This is a genomic window from Methylobacterium segetis, from assembly GCF_004348265.1.
Classification (GTDB): domain Bacteria; phylum Pseudomonadota; class Alphaproteobacteria; order Rhizobiales; family Beijerinckiaceae; genus Methylobacterium; species Methylobacterium segetis.
Window position 1 is genome coordinate 16,641 of record NZ_SMNT01000015.1, and the last position, 18,746, is coordinate 35,386.

19 protein-coding genes are annotated in these 18,746 nt (G+C 72.5%); 10 read left to right on the top strand and 9 right to left on the bottom strand.

What is annotated here, in order from left to right; translation table 11 throughout:
• Window positions 1–14: 14 nt before the first annotated feature.
• The 3 genes from argS to E1J50_RS05980 form a co-directional block, all read right to left on the bottom strand.
• Window positions 15–1,772 carry an arginine--tRNA ligase gene (gene argS, locus E1J50_RS05970; protein ID WP_132251387.1) on the bottom strand — a complete coding sequence of 586 codons (1,758 nt, stop codon included), beginning with the start codon at window positions 1,770–1,772 and terminating at the stop codon, window positions 15–17.
• Window positions 1,773–1,876: 104 nt separating this feature from the next.
• Window positions 1,877–2,317: an acyl-CoA thioesterase gene (locus E1J50_RS05975; RefSeq protein WP_132251389.1), complete on the bottom strand. Its 441-nt coding sequence runs from the start codon at window positions 2,315–2,317 to the stop codon at window positions 1,877–1,879.
• A gap of 2 nt (window positions 2,318–2,319) precedes the next feature.
• Window positions 2,320–3,567, bottom strand: coding sequence for a deoxyguanosinetriphosphate triphosphohydrolase (locus E1J50_RS05980; RefSeq protein ID WP_132251392.1), 1,248 nt, complete (start codon window positions 3,565–3,567; stop codon window positions 2,320–2,322).
• A 162-nt stretch (window positions 3,568–3,729) separates the two neighbouring features.
• Between E1J50_RS05980 and E1J50_RS05985 the strand changes: the two genes are divergently transcribed.
• Together E1J50_RS05985 and E1J50_RS05990 are read left to right on the top strand one after the other, a co-directional pair.
• The gene (locus E1J50_RS05985) at window positions 3,730–4,056 is read left to right on the top strand and encodes a HesB/IscA family protein (RefSeq protein WP_132251394.1); all 327 of its coding nucleotides are present in this window, start codon (window positions 3,730–3,732) and stop codon (window positions 4,054–4,056) included.
• 162 nt (window positions 4,057–4,218) lie between these two features.
• The gene (locus E1J50_RS05990) at window positions 4,219–6,135 is read left to right on the top strand and encodes a hypothetical protein (RefSeq protein WP_132251396.1); all 1,917 of its coding nucleotides are present in this window, start codon (window positions 4,219–4,221) and stop codon (window positions 6,133–6,135) included.
• Between the two features lie 6 nt (window positions 6,136–6,141).
• Here E1J50_RS05990 and E1J50_RS05995 read toward each other — a convergent pair whose 3' ends face one another.
• The 3 genes from E1J50_RS05995 to E1J50_RS06005 form a co-directional block, all read right to left on the bottom strand.
• Window positions 6,142–6,900, bottom strand: a complete 759-nt coding sequence (locus tag E1J50_RS05995) for an ABC transporter ATP-binding protein (RefSeq protein WP_132251399.1) — start codon at window positions 6,898–6,900, stop codon at window positions 6,142–6,144.
• Window positions 6,881–7,615: an ABC transporter permease gene (locus tag E1J50_RS06000; RefSeq protein WP_132251401.1), complete on the bottom strand. Its 735-nt coding sequence runs from the start codon at window positions 7,613–7,615 to the stop codon at window positions 6,881–6,883. The genes E1J50_RS05995 and E1J50_RS06000 overlap by 20 nt, the downstream gene beginning before the upstream one ends.
• 84 nt (window positions 7,616–7,699) lie before the next feature.
• A complete protein-coding gene (locus E1J50_RS06005; RefSeq protein ID WP_132251403.1) occupies window positions 7,700–8,692 on the bottom strand; it encodes an ABC transporter substrate-binding protein in 993 nt (330 codons plus the stop codon).
• Between the two features lie 299 nt (window positions 8,693–8,991).
• Here E1J50_RS06005 and E1J50_RS06010 point away from each other — a divergent pair, with 299 nt between their 5' ends.
• Window positions 8,992–9,369, top strand: coding sequence for a 4a-hydroxytetrahydrobiopterin dehydratase (locus E1J50_RS06010; protein ID WP_132251405.1), 378 nt, complete (start codon window positions 8,992–8,994; stop codon window positions 9,367–9,369).
• A gap of 7 nt (window positions 9,370–9,376) precedes the next feature.
• Here the strand turns inward: E1J50_RS06010 and E1J50_RS06015 are convergent, their stop codons facing one another.
• The 3 genes from E1J50_RS06015 to E1J50_RS06025 form a co-directional block, all read right to left on the bottom strand.
• Complete coding sequence (locus E1J50_RS06015; protein ID WP_132251407.1) at window positions 9,377–9,598, bottom strand: hypothetical protein; 222 nt, start codon at window positions 9,596–9,598, stop codon at window positions 9,377–9,379.
• Between the two features lie 71 nt (window positions 9,599–9,669).
• Window positions 9,670–10,515, bottom strand: coding sequence for a metallophosphoesterase (locus tag E1J50_RS06020; RefSeq protein ID WP_132251502.1), 846 nt, complete (start codon window positions 10,513–10,515; stop codon window positions 9,670–9,672).
• 17 nt (window positions 10,516–10,532) lie between these two features.
• On the bottom strand, window positions 10,533–11,135 hold the full coding sequence (locus E1J50_RS06025) for a cation efflux transmembrane domain-containing protein (RefSeq protein WP_132251409.1): 603 nt from the start codon (window positions 11,133–11,135) through the stop codon (window positions 10,533–10,535).
• Between the two features lie 203 nt (window positions 11,136–11,338).
• On the opposite strand from E1J50_RS06025, the gene croR reads away from it, so the two are divergent.
• The 7 genes from croR (at window position 11,339) to E1J50_RS06060 (ending at window position 18,744) form a co-directional block, all read left to right on the top strand.
• Window positions 11,339–11,815 carry a 3-hydroxybutyryl-CoA dehydratase gene (gene croR / locus E1J50_RS06030; protein WP_132251411.1) on the top strand — a complete coding sequence of 159 codons (477 nt, stop codon included), beginning with the start codon at window positions 11,339–11,341 and terminating at the stop codon, window positions 11,813–11,815.
• A gap of 139 nt (window positions 11,816–11,954) precedes the next feature.
• Entirely contained in the window at window positions 11,955–12,734 is a 780-nt protein-coding gene (locus E1J50_RS06035; RefSeq protein WP_425374913.1) for a TrmH family RNA methyltransferase, read from the top strand.
• A 130-nt stretch (window positions 12,735–12,864) separates the two neighbouring features.
• Complete coding sequence (gene crtI, locus E1J50_RS06040) at window positions 12,865–14,457, top strand: phytoene desaturase family protein (RefSeq protein ID WP_132251415.1); 1,593 nt, start codon at window positions 12,865–12,867, stop codon at window positions 14,455–14,457.
• Window positions 14,454–14,879, top strand: coding sequence for a DUF2141 domain-containing protein (locus E1J50_RS06045; protein WP_132251417.1), 426 nt, complete (start codon window positions 14,454–14,456; stop codon window positions 14,877–14,879). Before crtI ends, E1J50_RS06045 begins: the two co-directional genes overlap by 4 nt.
• 8 nt (window positions 14,880–14,887) lie before the next feature.
• Window positions 14,888–15,916 carry an ABC transporter ATP-binding protein gene (locus E1J50_RS06050; RefSeq protein ID WP_132251419.1) on the top strand — a complete coding sequence of 343 codons (1,029 nt, stop codon included), beginning with the start codon at window positions 14,888–14,890 and terminating at the stop codon, window positions 15,914–15,916.
• The gene (locus E1J50_RS06055; protein WP_132251421.1) at window positions 15,913–17,118 is read left to right on the top strand and encodes an ABC transporter permease; all 1,206 of its coding nucleotides are present in this window, start codon (window positions 15,913–15,915) and stop codon (window positions 17,116–17,118) included. Before E1J50_RS06050 ends, E1J50_RS06055 begins: the two co-directional genes overlap by 4 nt.
• Before the next feature lie 99 nt (window positions 17,119–17,217).
• Entirely contained in the window at window positions 17,218–18,744 is a 1,527-nt protein-coding gene (locus E1J50_RS06060; protein WP_132251423.1) for a phytoene desaturase family protein, read from the top strand.
• Window positions 18,745–18,746: the final 2 nt, after the last annotated feature.

Below are 18,746 nucleotides of genomic sequence, written 5' to 3' on the forward strand. Positions count from 1 at the left end.
AACGCCGACTCACCTCACCGCATTTCGCTCGGCGCGGTGACACCCAGGATGGCGAGACCGGAGGCGAGAACGCCTCGGACGGCCTCGACGAGGGCCAACCTCGCCCGTGTGGACTTTCGGTCGGTTGGATTAACAAACCGTAATTGCGGCAAGTCTTTGCCCTTGTTCCAGAAACTATGAAGCGAACTTGCGACTTCGTAGAGATGGAAGGCGATCCGGTGCGGCTCGTGGGCCATGGCGGCTGATTCGAGCACCCGCGGAACTTGCGCGACGAGGCGCATCATCTCCCCCTCCCCGGCATCGGCAAGGATCGAAAGATCCGCCTGCGCAAGGGCTTGCGCCGACAGATCCTCGTCCGGCATCGCCTCGCGCGCCTGCCGGAAAACCGAGTGGCAGCGGGCATGGGCGTACTGCACGTAGAAAACGGGATTGTCCTTGGATTGCTCCACGACCTTGGCGAGGTCGAAATCGAGCGTCGCGTCGTTCTTGCGGTAGAGCATCATGAAGCGGATCGCGTCGCGCCCGACCTCGTCGATCACCTCCCGCAGGGTGATGAACTCGCCCGCCCGCTTGGACATCTTCACGGGCTCGCCCGCCCGCAGCAGCCGCACCAGCTGGCAGAGCTTCACGTCGAGGCTCGCCTCCCCGCCCGTGACCGCCGTCACCGCCGCCTGCATGCGCTTGACGTAGCCGCCGTGGTCGGCGCCGAGCACGTCGATCATGTCGGTGGCGCCGCGCAGGAACTTGTCCCGGTGATAGGCGATGTCGGAGGCGAAGTAGGTGAAGGAGCCGTCCGACTTGAGGAGCGGCCGGTCGGTGTCGTCGCCGAACTCCCGGGTGCGGAACAGGGTCTGCTCCCGGTCCTCCCAATCCTCCGGCACCTGCCCCTTCGGCGGCGGCAGGCGGCCCTCGTAGACGAGGCCGCGGGCGCGCAGGTCGGCGAGCAGCGCCGAGACCGACCCCGCCCCCTCGCCGTGAAGCGTCCGCTCGGAGAAGAACACGTCGTGGTGGATGCCGATCGCGGCGAGGTCCGCCCGGATCATGTCCATCATCATGGCGATCGCGGTCTCGCGGACGAGGGGCAGCCATTCCGCCTCGGGCTTGCTGAGCAGTGCGCGTCCGTGCTCGCGCGCGAGCGCCGCGCCGACAGGCTTGAGGTAGTCGCCCGGGTAGAGCCCTTCGGGCACCGGGCCCACCTCCTCGCCGAGCGCCTCGCGGTAGCGCAGGAAGGCGGAGCGGGCGAGCACGTCGACCTGCGCGCCTGCGTCGTTGATGTAGTACTCGCGCGTGACGTCGCGGCCGGCCGCCACGAGGAGGTTCGCGAGCGCGTCGCCGAACACCGCGCCGCGACCGTGCCCGACATGCATCGGTCCGGTGGGGTTGGCCGAGACGTACTCGATGTTGACCTTGCCGCCCGGCAACTCGGCGCGCACGTACCTCTCCGGGGCGGCCAGCACGGACCGCACCACGTCGTGGAAGACGGACGGGTCGAGGCGCAGGTTGATGAAGCCGGGGCCCGCCACCCCGGCCTCGACGACGCGCGGATCCGAGCGTAGCTCGGCCGCCAGCGCCTCGCCGAGCGCCTTCGGGTTCGTCCGCGCCTCCTTGGCGAGCACGAGGGCGGCGTTGGTGGCGAGGTCGCCGTGGCTCGGGTCCCGCGGCGGCTCGACGACGACGCGCGAGAGGTCGAGACCCGCCGGGAGCTGCCCGGCGCGGGTGAGGCTCTCGAGGGCCTCGCGCACCCGCGCCTCGAAGATCGCAAAGATGTTCATGTCTCGAAACGCCCGCTCGCGCGGCCGCGGTGTCGGGGACGCCGCGGCCGAAGGTTCAGGCCGGCCGCATAGCAAGGGGGGCGGGTGGTGTCACGGACGGGGGCTCACATCCACCCCGCGAGTTCCGCCCGCATCCCATCCGGCAGCGGCACCGGCCGGCGGGTCTCGCGATCAACGTAGACGTGCACGAAATGTCCCTGCGCCGAGGCGCGCTCCTCGTCCTCGCGGAAGAGCGCGATCTCGTAGCGCACGCTGGAGCGGCCGAGATGGGCGACCCGCAGGCCCGCCGTGATCCGGTCGGGGAAGGCGACGCCCGAGAAGTAGCGGCAGCCCGTCTCGACCACGAGGCCGATGACGGGGCTGTTCGCGATGTCGAGCACGCCGGCCTCGATCAGGCAGCCGTTCACCGCCGTGTCGAAGAAGGCGTAATAGACGACATTGTTGACGTGCCCGTAGACGTCGTTGTCGCCCCAGCGCGTTCCGAGGGCGATCCGGCGGCGATAGGCGTCCCGGGTCTCGGGCGCGGGGCGTGCGGGCTCGCCCATCCTCACGGCTCCGCCAGCGGCAGGCCGAGGCTCTCCGGGCTCCAGTGCAGGTCCGGCGTTTCCGGGAAGAGCTTCCGGTGGGCGAGCACCGCGTAGGTGTCGGTCATGCCGGCGATGTAGTCGGCGATCCGGCGGCGCACCCGCCCCTCCTCCGCTCCCGCGAGACCCGCGCTCCACTCCTCGGGCATGCGGGCGGGGTCGGCGCAGAAGGCCGCGAACAGGTCGGCGACGATCTGCGCGGCGCGGGCGCGTACCGCCATCACGCCGGGATGCCGGTACATGCGCGCGTAGAGGAAGCGCTTGATGGCGGCGTCGGCCTCGGCGATCGGCTCCGAGAAGGCGATGACGGACGCGCCCGCGCCCCGGATGTCGGCGACGCTCGCGGGGGCGAGGGCCTCCAGGCGGCGTCCGCTCTCCGCGATGACGTCCTCGACGAAGCGCGTGATGACGCGGCGGGCGAGTTCGTGCACGCGCCGCGAGGTTTCGAGCCCCGGGTGCAAGCGCTCGATCTCGTCGAGAAGACCCTTCAGGAAGGGCACCTCGGCGAGGTCGGCGAGGTCGAACAGGCCGGCGCGAAGGCCGTCGTCGAGGTCGTGGCTGTCGTAGGCGATGTCGTCGGCCAGCGCGGCGCCCTGCGCTTCCGGCCCGGCGAAGCGCGACAGCTCCAGGTCGTTGACGGAATTGTACTCGAGGATCGCGGCCGGGATGCCGGCGGCGGCGTAGCGCGGGGTCGGGCGGCCGTCCGGAGTCAGCAGCGGGCCGTTGTGCTTGACGAGGCCCTCCAGCGTCTCCCAGGCGAGGTTCAGGCCGTCGAAGCCCGCGTAGCGCCGCTCCAGCCGCGTCACGATGCGCAGGGCCTGGGCATTGTGATCGAAGCCGCCGTGCTCGGCCATGCAGGCGTCGAGGGCGTCCTCGCCCGTGTGGCCGAAGCAGGTGTGGCCGAGGTCGTGCGAGAGGGCCAAAGCCTCCGCCAGATCCTCGTCGAGGCCGAGCGCGCGGGCGAGAGCCCGGGCGATCTGGCTCACCTCCAGGGTGTGCGTGAGCCGGGTGCGGTAATGGTCGCCCTCGTGGTGCACGAAGACCTGCGTCTTGTGCTTCAGGCGCCGGAAGGCGGTGGAGTGGACGATGCGGTCCCGGTCGCGCTGGAAATCGCTGCGGGTCGGCGAGGCGGCTTCCGCGATCAGGCGGCCCCGGCACGCGGCCGGGTCCGTGGCGTAGGGCGCGCGCCAGCGCTCTCCGTTCTGCCGCAAGGCCGCTCCTCAAACATCCGGGATCCGGCCGGCCGCGTTGCGGCGACGGGATCATGCCCATATCTTGTGGCCGGGCGCCCGTCTGGCAATCCGCTGCCGCCCGTGTCCCCAGGCGATCCGGGCCGAGACGTCCGGGCGTCGCCACGAGATTCGCGAGCAACCATGGCCGAGATCACCCTGACGCCCCGCGCCGCCAAGCGCATCAACGAGATCATGGGCGCCGAGCCTCCCGGCTCGTCGCTGCGCATCAGCGTGAATGGCGGCGGCTGCTCCGGCTTCTCCTACGCCTTCGACGTGGCCCAGGGCCGAGAGACCGATGACATCGTGATCGAGCGGGACGGCGCGACCGTGCTCGTCGATGCGGTGTCGCTCGAGTACATGGCGGGCTCGACCATCGACTTCGTCAACGATCTGATCGGCCAGTCCTTCAAGATCGAGAATCCGCAGGCGACCGCCTCCTGCGGCTGCGGCACCTCCTTCTCGCTCTGATCGTCGTTGCGCCGGAACGACAGGTGACGGCGGGCCATCCGTCCGCAGCGGGCGCGGCGTCGGGCCCCGAGTGCCTCGCCCGGCATTCTGCGGCACGGATGCGCCTCGACGTTTTCCACAAGCCTTGAGACCCGCGCCTCCGTCAGCGATCCGGACAAGCCCATGACCCACGTGACAGGCCGCGCCCGCCTCGGCCGGGCCGCCCGCGCCTCCGTCTGCGCCCTCGCCCTCCTCTCCCCCGCGCCGCTCGTCGTCCCGCAGGCGGCATGGGCGCAGGAGGCCGCCTCCGCCGTCCAGGACGTGACGCTGCAGGACGTCGTCCTGCCGTTCGGGTCCACGGTGCTGACGATGCCGCGCATCACGGTGAGCGGCACCCGGCTCTCGAAGGACGATCTCCTGGCGATCCTGAAGGCCGATTCGCCCGAGCCCTGGGCCACGCGCCTCGCCCGCCTCGATGCGGCGAGCCTGACGATACCGGAATTGCGCTCGGTCCATGCGGGGCCCGGGGCCTCGCGCCAGACCGTTGTCTACCGCGACGTCGCGGCCCGCGACGTGCGGGCGGGCAAGGCGGCCGAACTCTCGGCGGCCGGCGCAGCCGTGACGGTCGCGGGCGGCCCCGAGACGGGCTCGGGCACCTACGGCCGCATCGGTGCCACCGACATCGACCTCGCCGCCCTGGCCCGGCTCTACGCCGTCGCGGGCGACGGCAAGGGGCCGGTGCAGCGGGTCTACGCGTCCGTCTCTATCGCCGACGTGGTCTACACCGACGATCGCGGCACCACCGTGAAGCTCGCCCGCGTCGAGGGGCGCGACCTCGGCGGCCGCCAGATTCCCGGCGGCTGGACCGGCGCCCTCGACGCCTTCGCGGGGCTCGACCTCGACAAGGCGAGCCCGGCGGACCGCGCCAGGGTCACGGCGGCGGCCGCCGACCTCGTCGAGGCCGTCTCGGTCGGCGGCTTGGAGGCGCGCGGGCTCAGCATCAGCGAGAGCAAGTCTGCGGAGCCCCTCCTCCTCGAGATCGGCCGCATGGCCTATGCGGGCCAGGGTCCCGAGGCGGGGATGAACCTCGAGGACCTCGCCTTCGCGCAGAAGGGCGTGCGCTCGCGCGTCGGCAAGCTCACCCTCACCGGCTTCTCTCTGGCGCCGACGGTCGAGGCCCTGCGCCGTCTCTCGGACCCGAAGGCCGAGGCCACGGACGACGCCTTGCGCCGCCTCACCCCGGTGATCGGCACGCTCGCGATGCAGGACATCAGCCTCGACCTGCCCCCCGAGGCCGGCAAGGCCGCACCCGCTCCCGCCCCCAAGGCGCCGGCCCGCGATTCCGCGGGCGATCCCTTCGAGAACGCGGCGCGCCAAGCGCTCGGAGCGAAGCCCCCGACGGTCAAGTCCGCACCGGCCGAGACGCCGCTCCACGTGGGCCTGCGCAACGCCGCCATCACCTTCGGGCCGCCACGGGACGGGGTGCCGACCGCGAGCCGCCTCAGCCTGACCGGCCTGACGCTTCCGGCCTCGACGGTGGCCGGCGTGCCCGGGCTCGGCTCGCTCACGGCCTACGGCTACCAGGATCTCGACCTCAACGTCGTCGCCGATACGGCCTGGGACGAGGGTCGGCGGGAGCTCTCCGTGCGCGAGGTCTCGGTCTCGGGCAAGGACATGGGCACGCTGCGCCTCACGGGCACGCTCGGCGGGATCGGGCCGGAGATCTTCGATCCGGACGCGGGCGTCTCGGGCCTCGCCATGCTCTCCGCCACCGCCAAGGCGCTCGATCTCACGATCGAGAATACGGGCCTGTTCGAGCGCTTCATCAACGCCCAGTCGAAGGTGCTGAGCCTCAAGCCCGACGAGCTGCGCCAGGAATACGTGACCGCCAGCGTGCTCGGCGTGCCCGTCATCCTCGGCAACTCGCCGGCCGCCAAGGCGATCGGTGCCGCGATGGGCCAGTTCGTGACGAAGCCCGGCCGTCTCTCGGTGACCGCCAAGGCGAAGGACGGCACGGGCGTGGGGGTGGCCGATTTCAGCACGGCCGGTTCCCCCGGCGCGGTGCTCGACAAGCTCGACGTCGACGCCAGGGCGAACTGAGAAACCTCAATCCGCGATCACACCGGGATAGCGCGCGGCGAGATCGCGCCGCGTCGCCTCGACGAAGGCGCGTCGGCGCTCCGGCCGGGGCAGCGTGAGGGGCACAGCGGCGATCAGGCTCGCGGGCCGCGGCGAGAGCAGGAGCAGCCGGTCGGCGATCTCAAGCGCCTCCGCCACGTTGTGCGTGACCATCAGCACGCTCATGCCGAGCCGGTCGACCGTGTCGACGACGAGCCCGCGCAAGGAGGCGGCCGCCGCATCGTCGAGGGAGACGAAGGGCTCGTCGAGGATGAGGAGGCGCGGATCGTCGGCGAGCGCGCGGGCGAGCGCCACCCGCCGCTGCATGCCGAGCGACAGGGCTCCGGGGTAGCGCCCGCGCCAGGGGGTGAGGGCGAGATGCTCGAACAGGGCGTCGAGATCGCGCCCGCGCCGCTCCCGCGGCAGGGCGAGGCGGACGTTCTGCTCCACCGTCCGCCACGGCAGGAGGCGGGGATCCTGGAACACCATGCCGATCCCGGCGGAATCCTTGCGGGGATCGGGCCTGACCTCGCCCTCGTAGTCCCGGTCGAGCCCGAGCAGGATGCGCAGGGTGGTGGTCTTGCCCGCGCCCGAGGGGCCGATCAGGCAGACCACCTCGCCGGGCGCGATCGCGAAGGCGAGGTCGCGCACCGCCTCCACCGGCTCGTTGCGGGCGGAGCGATAGACCTTGCGCGCGATCCGCGCGGCGAGGACCGGGCCGGTGGCCTCAGCGCCAGCGTCGGACATGCGCATCGAGGGGCTGCAGGACGAGGGTGTCGATGGCGAGCATCACCGTCATGAAGACGAGGCTGTAGCCGATGACCGCGGTGACGTCGAAGAGCTGGAAATAGTAGTTGATCGCGAAGCCGACCCCGTTCGGCCGGCCGATCAGCTCGACCACGAGCACGATCTTCCACGCGAGCGAGATGCCGGAGCGCGCGGCCGCCACCGCGAAGGGCTGGAGTTGCGGCACCAGCACGTGGGCGATCCAAGTGCGCCGGTCGAACCGGTAGGTGCGGGCCATCTCCTCGAGGCCCGGATCGAGGCCGCGGGCCCCCTCCCGCATGATCACGGCGACGTTCGGGAGCTTGTTCAGCGCCACCGCGACGATCGCCGCGGTCTCGGTGAGCCCGAGCCAGACATAGGCGAGCACCGTGATGACGAGGGCCGGCGTGTTGAGCACCACGAGGAGCGGCGTGTCGAGGGTGCGGTCCGCGAGCTTCGAGCGGCCGAGCAGCACGCCGAGCACCAGCCCGAGGCTCATGGCGATCACGAAGGAGACGGCGACCCGCGCCAGCGTCACGCCGACGTTGAAGAGCATGCCGCCGGTCTGGATCTCGCGCAGGACGAAGGCTGCGACCGCGCTCGGCGCCGGCAGGGTCCGCGCGTCGGCGAGGGCCGCCGCGAGCTGCCAGAGGGCGAGCAGGATCAGCAGCGAGGCGAGGCGCGCGGCGAGGGCCATGAGGCGGTTCGTCAGGAACGGGCCGAGCCCCCTCTCCCGCGCGGGAGAGAGCGGGTGCGGCAGCCTCGGACGGACACGGATCCCTCACCCATTGCGGGCGCCGTCGAGGTAGAGGTCCGGCGGCAGGGCCTTGGCATCGCCGACGAGGCGCTCGCCGCCGAGGCGTGCCAGCGTCGCGTAGATGGTCTCGGCGTCGCTGCGCTCGGTCGCGAGCGGCCGGCGCGGCGTGCCGGCCAGGAAGTTGCGCTTGAGGGCCTCGAAGGTCGCGTCGTCCTCCGCCGCCATCAGCGGCCGCACCAGGGCCCAGGCGGCGGCATCGCTCGCGAGCACCTCCTTGGCCGCGGCGGAGGCGCGGGCGAAGCCCTCGACGGCGGCGAGCTTCGCCCGCACCGTCTCGCCCTCGAACAGGTAGCCGATCAGCGCCACCGGTCCCTTGGCGCCGAAGGCCCGCATGATGTCGTCGGCGCTGATCAGCCGGCGATAGCCCTTGGCTTCGAGCCGCGCGCAGTAGGTCCAGTAGAGCAGCGCCGCGTCCAGCTCGCGGGATTCGAGCTTCTGCATCAGGAGCGGCGGCGCGCCGTAGGCGAGCTGGGACGCGGTCTCGAGGTCGAGGTTGCCCGCCTCGCGCGCCTGGGCGCGCAGCAGCACCCAGTTCTTGTCGAGGGCGCCGCCCGCCACGCCGAGGCGCTTGCCCGAGAGGTCCGCGATGCCCTTGATCGGGCTGTCGGGCGGGACCATCAGCGCGCCCTCGGTGGTCGAGTAGGGCACGAACTTGACGCCGCGCCCCTCGTTGCGCAGCCGCGCGGCCCAGATCAGGTCGCCGACGATCGTGTCGAGCTGGCGCCCCTGGAAGGCGATGCGCGCGGCGTCGTTTCCCGCGAGCTTGACCGTCTCCAGGGTGAAGCCGTTCGCCGCGTCGAGGCCGCGATCCTTGATGATGGCGGCCTCCCACGAGGCCGTGCCGAAGGGCAGCACCCCGATGCGGATGGTCTCGCCCGCGGCGCGGGCCGGCCTTGTGAGGATCGCGGGCAGGGGCCAGAGCGCCGCCGTCGCGAGCAATGCGCGCCGAGACAGCATGGCGCCTTCTCCCCGTGTCGTGCCGGAAATACCTGCCTCCGCGGAACGGATCGGCAATCCTGTTGGTCCAAGTCCTTACGGCCTCGCGAACCGCCCGTCCACAGGGGCCGCCTGAGTGCTTTTGACCGAGCCGCGAGGGCCCGGGAGCCGGGCTCCCGGCGCAGCGGGCGCCACTCCCGGCGGCGCCTCCCGCGACGTCCGTGGCGACACCCTTGCGCCGGCAGCCCTGCGGGCGCAGGTTCGCGCGGAGTTGGGCACGCGGAGTTGGGATAGTCGCGGGCAACGATGGGGAGGCGGCGATGACCGAGCGGCGCGAAGGTGTTCTTGACGATGACGTGATCGCCGAGCGGCTGAAGGCCGAGCTGCCGCACTGGCGCTACGAGGACGGCTGGATCCGCCGGACCTACAAGACCGCGAGCTGGAAGAGCACGCTGATGGTCATCAACACGGTGGGCCACTTGGCGGAAGCCGCCTGGCATCATCCCGACCTCACGGCCTCCTACGCCTGGGTCGAGGTGCGGCTGATGAACCACGCCGCCAAGGGCGTGACCGAGAAGGACTTCGCCCTCGCCCGCAAGATCGAGGAGGTCGTGGCCTGGCAGCCCGGCGCCGAGGGGGGCGCCCTCGAGGGCACGCCCACGGACCAGCGCTTCGCCTACATCAAGTACGATCACTGAGCCGGGTTCAGCCCGGCTCCTTCACCCGCCGGCACTCGGTCTTGAGGTAGGTCGTCTTGCCCACCTCCTCGCTGAGGTCGGTGCGGGCGATGATCTCCTGCCAGCCGCTGGCGCAGCCGAGCTCGTTGGCGACCCGAACCTTCCGCACCTCGACCGCCTTGTCGTCCGTGCAGGATTCCTGGGGCAGGCCGCTCGCGCAGACCAGGACGACAGCGATGAAGGTGTTCATGCGGGGCCTCTCCTCCGTGCGGGCTCGCCGGGCGCGGGCTGCCTCCCATCATGGGGCGCGCCGCCCGGCCCTCAAGGCACCTCTACGATCAGGCCGGGATCGAAGTTTCGGTCCTCCACCGGGTTCGCCAGCCAGCGGCAGCGCCCGATCCGCAAGTCGTGCCCGGCGTGGAAATGGCCCGAGATCCAGATCGCGGGCCGCTCCGCGTCGGCAAGATCGTCGAGCACCGTCGTCGCGTAGAAGGCCGGCACCCACCAGGGCACGCCCGGCGCGTCGCGGTAGGCGTCGGCCGCGAGCGGGCTCGCCGGGTGGTGGGTGACGGCGACGGTCGGGCCGTCGTGGCGCCCGCGCAGCTGTGCGAGGAGCGCCGACCGCTCCGCCGCGTGCGCGGCCATCGCGTCGGCGGGCTGCCAGGGCGTGCCGTCCGCCTTGCGGATCGAGCCGCGATATTCCCGCGAGCCGGTGACGGGGTCTGTCATGCGGTCGGCCGCGAAGGCCACCGGGTCCGCCGGCCGGTCCGGGCTCGCCTCGGGGAGCCAGCGCCCGGCGAGCGACCAGTCGCTCCAGAGCGTCGTGCCGACGAAGCGCACGCCCGCGATCTCGGTGGCGGCGCCCCCCTGAAGCAGGCGGATGTCGGCCCCGGCCTCGTTCAGCCGCGCGACCTCGCGGCCGAGGGCGGCGAGGAGGTCCGGCGCCGTGCGCGGATCGCCGGTGGGCGCGTAGTGCTCGTGATTGCCGGGCACCAGCACGATCGGCCGCCCGCCCGCGATGTCGCAGAGCACGGCGAGGCCGCGCTCCGGGTGCCCCTCGTAGAGATCGCCCGCGCAGACGAGGACGTCGAAGGGTGCGCTCGGCCGCGGGATCAGGTCGGCCCGGCGGCGCTCGAGGTGCAGGTCGGAGATCGGGAACAGGCGCATCGTCGCTTGCACGGGTCTCAGGCCTCTGCGGCCCGAGCGGCGCGGCGCTCGGCCCGGGCCGCCTTGAGAATGTCGTGGGCGGAATCCGCATTGAGGACGGCGATGCCGGCCGCCGCCGCGAGGTCCGGCCAGGGGGAAGCCCAGAGGGCGGTGACGAGGCCCGCCGCGATGATCGCGAGGTTCGCCGCCGCATCGTTGCGCGCCGAGAGATAGGCCGCCCGCGTCAGGCTGCCCGCCCCGTGCCGGTGGCGGGCGAGCATCATCGCGCAGGTCACGTTGACGGCGAGCGCTCCGAGGCCGGTCAGCGTCAGCGGCAGGGGCGCCGGAGGGGCGAGGTCGGAGAACTTCTCGTAGGCCGCGTAGGCCGTGGCGAGGGCCGGCACGAGCAGGATGCCGGCCATCACGGTGCCGAGCCGCGCCCGGTTGCGCAGGCTCCAGCCGAGCCCGGCGAAGATGAGGAGGTTGAGCGCCGCATCCTCCAGGAAATCGAGGCTGTCGGCGATGAGCGCGACCGAGCCGATCGCGAGGGCGACCGCGATCTCGACCCCGAAATAGGCGAGGTTCAGCCCCGCGACGCGAACGACGACGGGGCGCAGGGAGGGTGGGGCGGGAGATGGCACGGCAGGTGTCACGGGCAGACGATGTTCGCGGGAGGCTTCGGGCTTGCGGGCGGCTCGGGCTGCACATGGCGCGGCCGCGGGCCCCCTGTCGAGGCCGAAATTTTCGCAAGTCCGATACTGGATTCCGTGGCGCGCCTGTGCGAGGCGACAACCGGACCTGCGCCGTATCGCGCGGCGACAACGAGACAAGCGGGAGGCCGAGGATGTTGCCCGAGCTGCGCGTTCTGTATTTCGAGGACCTGGAGGTCGGGCTCTCCGAGACGCTGACCAAGGTCATCGCCTCCTCCGACGTGGTCGGCTTCGCCGAGATCACCGGCGACCGCAACCCGATCCACCTCTCCGAGCACTTCGCCGCGCGCACGCCCTTCGGCACCCGCATCGCGCACGGCCTCTACACGGCGGGCCTGATCTCGGCGGTGCTCGGCACCCGCCTGCCCGGCCCCGGCGCGGTCTACATCAGCCAGACCCTCAATGTCCGCGCGCCCGTGCGCATCGGCGATACCGTCGACGTGACCGTGACCGTGGCCGAACTCGTGCCGGAGCGGCGCCGCGCGCGGCTCACCTGCACCTGCTCGGTGGCGGGCGAGGTGGTGCTCGACGGCGAGGCGCTGGTGAAGGTGCCGAAGAAGGAGGAGGCGGATCCGCTCGCCATCCGCATGGGCGGCCGGCCGGAGGCGTGACGGCCGCACCGCGTCCCGCCAGCGTGCGGGCGCGGAGTTCCGCGTCGCGCGGGGGGCGGAGCCTAGCGAGCCGGGCGCCGTGATCGAGACAATCCCCCTCGACGATCCCGGCGATCCGCGCCTCGCCCCCTACGCGGCGATGCGCGAGCGCGACCTCGTCGGGCGCGCAGGCCGCTTCATCGTCGAGGGCGAGGTAACCCTGCGCCTCCTGCTCTCGGGGCAGGCGCGGTTCCAGGCCGAATCGATCCTGCTCGCGCCCGAGCGCCTGCCGGGCCTTGCCGAGGCGCTCGCCGCCCACGCCGCGCGGCTCCCCGCCCCGCCCCCGGTCTACCTCGCCGCCCGGCCCGTGATGAGCGCGGTGACGGGCTTCCCGATCCATCGCGGCGTCCTCGCGGTCGGACTCCGCGGCGCGGAGCCGTGCGCGGCCGGTCTCGTGCCGCCCGATCCGGCGCCGGCCCTGGTGCTGGGGCTCTGCGGCCTGACCAATCACGACAATGTCGGCGGCCTGTTCCGCAACGCCGCCGCCTTCGGCGCCGACGCGGTGCTCCTCGATGCCGCGACCTGCGACCCGCTCTATCGCAAGGCGATCCGCGTCTCGGCGGGCGCCGCGCTGACCGTGCCCTTCGCGCGGCTCGGACCCGGCGAGGGCTGGCTCGCCCTGGCCGCACGCCTCGGCCTGACGCCGCTCGCCCTCTCGCCCGGCGGGGCGGAGGCTCTCTCGGACCTGCCCGCCCTCCCCAGGGCCCTCCTCCTCGGGACCGAGGGGCCGGGCCTGCCGGCCGAGACCATCGCGCGGGCCCGCGGCGTGCGCATCCCGATGGCTCCCGGCTTCGATTCGCTCAACGTCGCGACCGCGGGGGCCATCGCGCTCCATCACCTGCGCGCATCATCGGCAGAGGTTGCGCGCGACAAAGAGTGACAATTGCCCGAACGCACCGCTCTCCTAGCTTGTACAGTCTAGCTTGGCCGGAAACCGCGCGTGGCGCCTGTTCACAGGTGGCGGAGATCCGGGCAGGATCGTGGATCCGCACCGGCGGGAGGTTCGAGCGTTGCTGCAGTCACGGGACGGCCTCCGGACTTTGTCCGGACGTCGGGTGGTCATCGTCGGTGCCGGTCCCGGTGGGCTGGCGACAGCACTTCTGCTGGCCCGCGCCGGGATCCACGTCACGCTCTTCGAGAAGGACGAGGCGGTCGGCGGGCGTACCCGGACCGTCGAGGCGCCCGGCGGCTACCGCTTCGACATCGGCCCCACCTTCTTCCTCTATCCCCAGATCCTCGCCGACATCTTCGCCTCCTGCGGCGAGCGGCTGGAGGACCATGTCCGGCTCGAGCGCCTCGACCCGCAATACCACCTCGCCTTCGAGGGCGAGGGCGGCCTCTCGGGCGAGATCCGCGCCACCGCCGACATGGACCGGCTGGAGGCCGAGATCGCCCGGATCGCGCCGGACGACGCGAAGAACGTCCGCCGCTTCTTCGCCGACAACCGGACCAAGCTGAAGTTCTTCAAGCCGGTCCTGGAGCAGGCCTTCCACCGCTTCCGCAGCATGGCCTCGCCCGCCATGCTCGCGGCCCTCCCCTACCTGCATCCCGGCCGGAGCGTCGACCGCGACCTTCAGCGCTACTTCGCCGACCCGCGGGTGCGCCTCGCCTTCTCGTTCCAGACCAAGTACCTCGGGATGTCGCCCTTCCGCTGCCCGAGCCTGTTCACGATCCTCTCCTTCCTCGAGTACGAGCATGGGGTCTACCACCCCGTCGGCGGCTGCGGCGCGGTCTCGGAGGCGATGGCGGGGCTCGCCCGCCGCATGGGCGTCGACATTCGCCTCGGCACCGGCGTCGACCGGGTCCTGTTCGAGGGCAAGCGCGCCTGCGGCGTCGTGGCGGGGGGCGAGACGCTGCGGGCCGACGCGGTGGTCATCAACGGCGACTTCGCCCGCGCCGTGCCGGCCCTGGTGCCGGAGGCGCACAGACCGCGCTGGCGCGACGCGAAGGTCGCCAAGGCCCGCCTCTCCTGCTCGACCTTCATGCTCTATCTCGGGATCGAGGGGCGGATGCCCGCGGGCCTCGGGCATCACACGATCCTGCTCGCCAAGGACTATGCCCGCAACATCCGCGAGGTCTCGGAGGGCGTCCTGCCGCTGGAGCCGTCGATCTACGTCCAGCACGCGGGATTCACGGACGGGGGCATGGCGCCCCCCGGGCACACCGCCCTCTACGTGCTGGTGCCGGTGCCGAACCTGAAGGCGGGAATCGACTGGGAGGCGGTGCGGCCGCGCTACCGGCAACTGGTGCTGGAGCGGCTGAAGCTCCTCGGCCTCGACGATCTCGAATCGCGCATCCGCTACGAGCGCATCGTCGACCCGACCGGCTGGCGGGACGATTTCGCGGTCCACGAGGGTGCCACCTTCAACCTCGCCCACGACCTGATGCAGATGCTCTACTTCCGGCCCCACAACCGCTTCGGGCCGAGCCTCTATCTCGTCGGCGGCGGCACCCATCCGGGCTCGGGGCTTCCCGTGATCTACGAGGGCGCGCGCATCTCCGCCCGCCTCCTCATCGAGGAACTCGCCGGGGCCCGCCTGCCCACCGGCGAGGCGGGACTGCCGGAAACGGCTCCGCTCGCGGCCGGCGGCGAGGCCACGTGAGCCGCGCAGCCCTCCTCCTCGCAGGCTGCCTCGCCGCCGCGACGCCGGCCCGCGCCGCGACCGTCGAGGTCGAGGTCGACGGGATCGAGGCGGGCTCCGGTTCCGTCTACGTCGCGCTCTGCCAGGGCGGCCTGTCGGAGGCCGCCTGCCGTGACGGGGAGACGGCGCGGGCAACGGGCCCGCGTCAGCGCCTCGTGCTGCGCGACGTCCCGCCGGGCACCTACGCGCTCGCCGCCTTCCAGGACCTGAACGGCAACGGCCGCCTCGACCGGACCCCCCTCGGCCTGCCGCTCGAGCCCTACGGCTTCTCCGGCGAGGCGGGGCGAAACGTGCGCCCGGACTTCGCCCGCGCCGCCTTCTCCCTGCGCGAGCCCGGCCTCGCGCTCCGGGTGCGCCTCATGCGCGCCCTGCCCGCGCGCTGAGACGCCCCATGCCGGCGCCCGAGCCGCGTCCCGAGGGGGGCGCCCCCCTCGTGGAGGTCGCGGGCGCGACGCTCGCCCTCGGCGGACGGCAGATCCTCGACAGCGTCGACCTCGCGCTTCGGGCCGGCGAGACGCTGGCGCTGCTCGGCTCGAACGGCGCCGGCAAATCCTCGCTGATGCGGCTCGTGGCCGGGCGCCTCGCGCCCGATTCGGGGAGGGTGCGCGTCGGCGGCGCAGACCCGTTCCGCCGCGGCGCGGCCCGGCGCGCCATCGGTTGGGTGCCCCAGGAGATCGCGCTCTATCCCCGCCTGACGGTCGCCGAGAATCTCGGCGTCTTCGCCGAACTGATCGGCCTTCCCCGTCGCGCGCGGGCCGCCTCCGTGGCGCGCGCCCTCGACAGGACCGGCACCATCGAGGTGGCACACCGGCTGGTCGGCCAGCTCTCCGGCGGCTACCAGCGCCGGGTCAACATCGCGGCGAGCCTCCTCGGCGAGCCCCGCCTCATCCTCCTCGACGAGCCGACGCAGGGAGTCGATCTCTCCGCCCGCGCCGCGATCCACGCGCTCCTCGGGCGCCTACGGGCCGAGGGCGCCGGCATCCTCATCGCCACCCATGATTTCGGCGAGGCCGAGCGGCTCGCCGACCGCGTCGCCTTCGTCGGGGGCGGCCGGATCGTGCGGGAGGGTGCGCTCGCCGCGATGCTGGCCCGGATCCGCTCCGGGCCGCCCGAGCAGGAGGTGGCGCTCGACCACACGCCCGATCGAGCCGCCGAGGCGGCGCTGCGGCGCGCAGGCTTCGTCCCGGTGGAGGCGGAGATCGCGGAGGGGGGCCCGGGGCTCGTCTGGCGGGCGGCGGGGCGCACCGTCTCCGGACTCGACGGAGCCGCGCTCCTCGGCAGCCTGAGGGCCCAGGGCGTGCCGGCCGGCGAGGTGCGGGTGCGGGCGCCCGGGCTCGAGGCGCTCTACCGCGAGGCCCTGGCGCCTGCGGCGGCCGGTCCTGCGGCGAGCCTGTCCCGCATCGCGGGGGGCGCCCGATGATCGGCGCGGCCTTCCGCGTCATGGCGCTGAGCCTGCTGCGCGACCGCGCCGCGCTCGTCATGGCCTTCGTCCTGCCGACCGTGATCTTCACGATCTTCGCCGCGATCTTCTCCGGCGCCATCGGCGACCGCATCCGCATCCATCTCGGCCTCGCCGACCTCGCCCATACGGCGACGACCGAGCGCTTGGTCGCCGCGCTCGCGGCCGACCCGAGCCTGCGGGTGGAGCGCTTGCCCGCCGCCAGCGTCGGGGAGGCGGTGGCCGCCGTGCGCCGGGGCACGGTCGACGTCGCCCTGGTGCTGCGCGGCGACCTCGCCGCACCCCCCTCCGGCGGCACCTCGCCCGGGCAGCCCGTGGTGCTGGTCGAGAACCCGTCGAAGGCCCTCGCGACGCCGATCGCCCTCGGCCAGCTCCAGCGCGTCCTGAACGACGCCCTGCCGGACGTCGTGCTCTCCCGGATCGTCGCGGACGTGGAGCGCACGGGCAAGATCGGCGCGGACGAGCGCGCCTTCCTCGATCAGGCCTTCGCCGAGCAGCGCGCGAGGAAGGAGCCGTTCTCCTTCGCCACTCTCGTCGAGCGGCAGAGCACGGCCTCGGGCCGGGCGAACGAGCGCGTCGCCTATTACGCGGGCGCCATCACCGCCGTGTTCCTGCTCTTTGCCGCGATGCAGGGGGCGATGACCCTCGTCGAGGAGCGCCAATCCGGACTCGCCGACCGTCTGACGGCCGCGCCCGGCGGGCTCCCCGTGATCGTGCTCGGCAAGTTCGGCTTCCTGACCCTCCAGGGCCTCGCGCAGGCGGGGCTGATCTTCGCCGCCGCCGTCCTCCTCTACGGCGTCGAGATCGGCCCGCACTGGCCCGAATGGACGCTGACCTCGCTCCTCGTCTCGGCGATGGCGGCGGGCCTCGCCCTCGCCGCCTGCGCGGCCGCCGCGACCCGCCAGCAGGCGCATCTCGCCGCGACCTTCGGCGTCCTCCTCCTCTCGGCGGTCGGCGGCAGCATGGTCCCCCGCTTCCTGATGCCGCCCTGGCTGCAGCAGGCCGGCTGGTTCACCCCGAACGCCTGGGCGATCGAGGCCTACCAGGGCGCCCTCGGCGAGGGCGCCCGCGCGGCCCTGCCGGCCTGGGGCGTGCTGGGCGGGGTGGCGGCGGCGGGGCTCGGGCTCGCACTTCTGCTGGTCTCGCGAAAGACCGCCGCATGAGGACGTGCGCGACCCGCCACCGCGTTGACCGATCCCGCCCTCCGACTAGCTTTGCAACGGGGACGCGGCCCACGCCGTGTCCCGGGGAGTGACAACGACATGAAGTCCGGTTCCTCGGTCGCCGTCATCGGCTCGGGTCTCGGCGGGCTCGCCGCCGCCTGCGTGAGCGCCGCCCGCGGCCACCGCGTCACCCTCTACGACAAGAACGACTGGCTCGGCGGCAAGGCCGCGGTGCTGCACGAGGGCGGGTTCCGGTTCGACATGGGGCCGACCATCCTCACCGTGCCCCGCGTGCTGGAGCGCATCTTCGCCGAGGCCGGCCGCAACCTGCACGACTATCTCGACCTGCGCCGCCTCGACCCGCAATGGCGCTGCTTCTTCGACGACGGCACCCGCATCGACCTGATGCAGGACGTCGAGCGGATGGCCGCCGACATGGACCGCTTCGTGCCGGGCGCCGGCGCCGGCGAGGGCTACAAGCGCTTCATCGGCATCTCCGAGCATCTGCACGACGTCTCGAACCGGTTCTTCTTCTGGAAGCCGGTGGAGGACCTGTTCGACACGATCAACCTCCGGGCGAACCTCAACCCGGGCACCCTGCGCGACGTTCTGAGCCTTCGCATGCACGCCTCGGTCGCGAGCACCATCCGCGGCAAGGTGAAGGACGCGCGCCTCGCCCAGATGCTCGACCATTTCGTGCAATATGTCGGCTCCTCGCCCTACGGTGCGCCGGCCGTCCTCTGCGCCATCGCCCACATGCAGACGGCCGAAGGCGTCTGGTACCCGATGGGCGGCACCCGCGCGGTGGCCGAGGCGCTGGCCAAGCTCGCGGGCGAGCTCGGCGCGACGCTGAAGCCCGCCACCGAGGTGACGGGGCTCGCCGTCGAGAACGGGGCCGTCACGGGCCTCCGCACCGAGGAGGGCCACGCCCCCTTCGACGCCGTGATCTCGAACATGGATTCGGTGCGCACCTACCGGGAACTCGTCGGCGGCGAGGTCGGCCGATCCTACGAGAAGAAGGGCTTCGAGCCCGCCTGCTCGGGCGTGGTGCTCTATCTCGGCCTGAACAAGCGCTACGAGCACCTGAACCACCACGATTTCGTCTTCTCCCGCGACCCCGAGGAGGAGTTCGACTTCATCTACAACAAGGGCGAGCCCGCCCCCGACCCGACCGCCTACCTCGCGGCCCCCTCCTCCACCGATCCCTCGGTGGCGCCCGACGGCGGCGAGGCGCTCTACGTCCTCGTGCACACGCCCTACCTGCGGCCGCACCACGACTGGTCGAAGATGTTCCCGGCCTACCGCCGCACCATCCTCGACAAGCTCAAACGCACCGCGCACATGCCGGACCTGGAGGAGCGGATCGTGGTCGAGCGCCACCTCACACCCCAGGACATCCACGAGCGCTACAAGGTCCTGAACGGCGCGATCTACGGGCTCGCCAGCCACGGCCGGGTGATGGGCGCCTTCAAGCCCGGCAACCGCTCGCGGCAGGTGCGCGGCCTCTATCTCGCCGGCGGCGCGGCCCATCCGGGGCCGGGCATGCCCATGGTGATGATGTCGGGCTGGATCGCCGCCGACGCGCACGACGCGGATGCCCGCGGCGAGGTCCGGAAATCCGCCTGAGC

Bases quoted from the DNA above. Each gene is read 5' to 3' on its own strand.
- argS (WP_132251387.1), bottom strand. From the start codon at position 1,772: ATGAACATCTTTGCGATCTTCGAGGCGCGGGTGCGCGAGGCCCTCGAG.
- E1J50_RS05975 (WP_132251389.1), bottom strand. From the start codon at position 2,317: ATGGGCGAGCCCGCACGCCCCGCGCCCGAGACCCGGGACGCCTATCGC.
- E1J50_RS05985 (WP_132251394.1), top strand. From the start codon at position 3,730: ATGGCCGAGATCACCCTGACGCCCCGCGCCGCCAAGCGCATCAACGAG.
- E1J50_RS05990 (WP_132251396.1), top strand. From the start codon at position 4,219: ATGACCCACGTGACAGGCCGCGCCCGCCTCGGCCGGGCCGCCCGCGCC.
- E1J50_RS05995 (WP_132251399.1), bottom strand. From the start codon at position 6,900: ATGTCCGACGCTGGCGCTGAGGCCACCGGCCCGGTCCTCGCCGCGCGG.
- E1J50_RS06000 (WP_132251401.1), bottom strand. From the start codon at position 7,615: ATGGCCCTCGCCGCGCGCCTCGCCTCGCTGCTGATCCTGCTCGCCCTC.
- E1J50_RS06005 (WP_132251403.1), bottom strand. From the start codon at position 8,692: ATGCTGTCTCGGCGCGCATTGCTCGCGACGGCGGCGCTCTGGCCCCTG.
- E1J50_RS06010 (WP_132251405.1), top strand. From the start codon at position 8,992: ATGACCGAGCGGCGCGAAGGTGTTCTTGACGATGACGTGATCGCCGAG.
- E1J50_RS06015 (WP_132251407.1), bottom strand. From the start codon at position 9,598: ATGAACACCTTCATCGCTGTCGTCCTGGTCTGCGCGAGCGGCCTGCCC.
- E1J50_RS06020 (WP_132251502.1), bottom strand. From the start codon at position 10,515: ATGCGCCTGTTCCCGATCTCCGACCTGCACCTCGAGCGCCGCCGGGCC.
- croR (WP_132251411.1), top strand. From the start codon at position 11,339: ATGTTGCCCGAGCTGCGCGTTCTGTATTTCGAGGACCTGGAGGTCGGG.
- E1J50_RS06035 (WP_425374913.1), top strand. From the start codon at position 11,955: ATGCGCGAGCGCGACCTCGTCGGGCGCGCAGGCCGCTTCATCGTCGAG.
- E1J50_RS06050 (WP_132251419.1), top strand. From the start codon at position 14,888: ATGCCGGCGCCCGAGCCGCGTCCCGAGGGGGGCGCCCCCCTCGTGGAG.
- E1J50_RS06055 (WP_132251421.1), top strand. From the start codon at position 15,913: ATGATCGGCGCGGCCTTCCGCGTCATGGCGCTGAGCCTGCTGCGCGAC.
- E1J50_RS06060 (WP_132251423.1), top strand. From the start codon at position 17,218: ATGAAGTCCGGTTCCTCGGTCGCCGTCATCGGCTCGGGTCTCGGCGGG.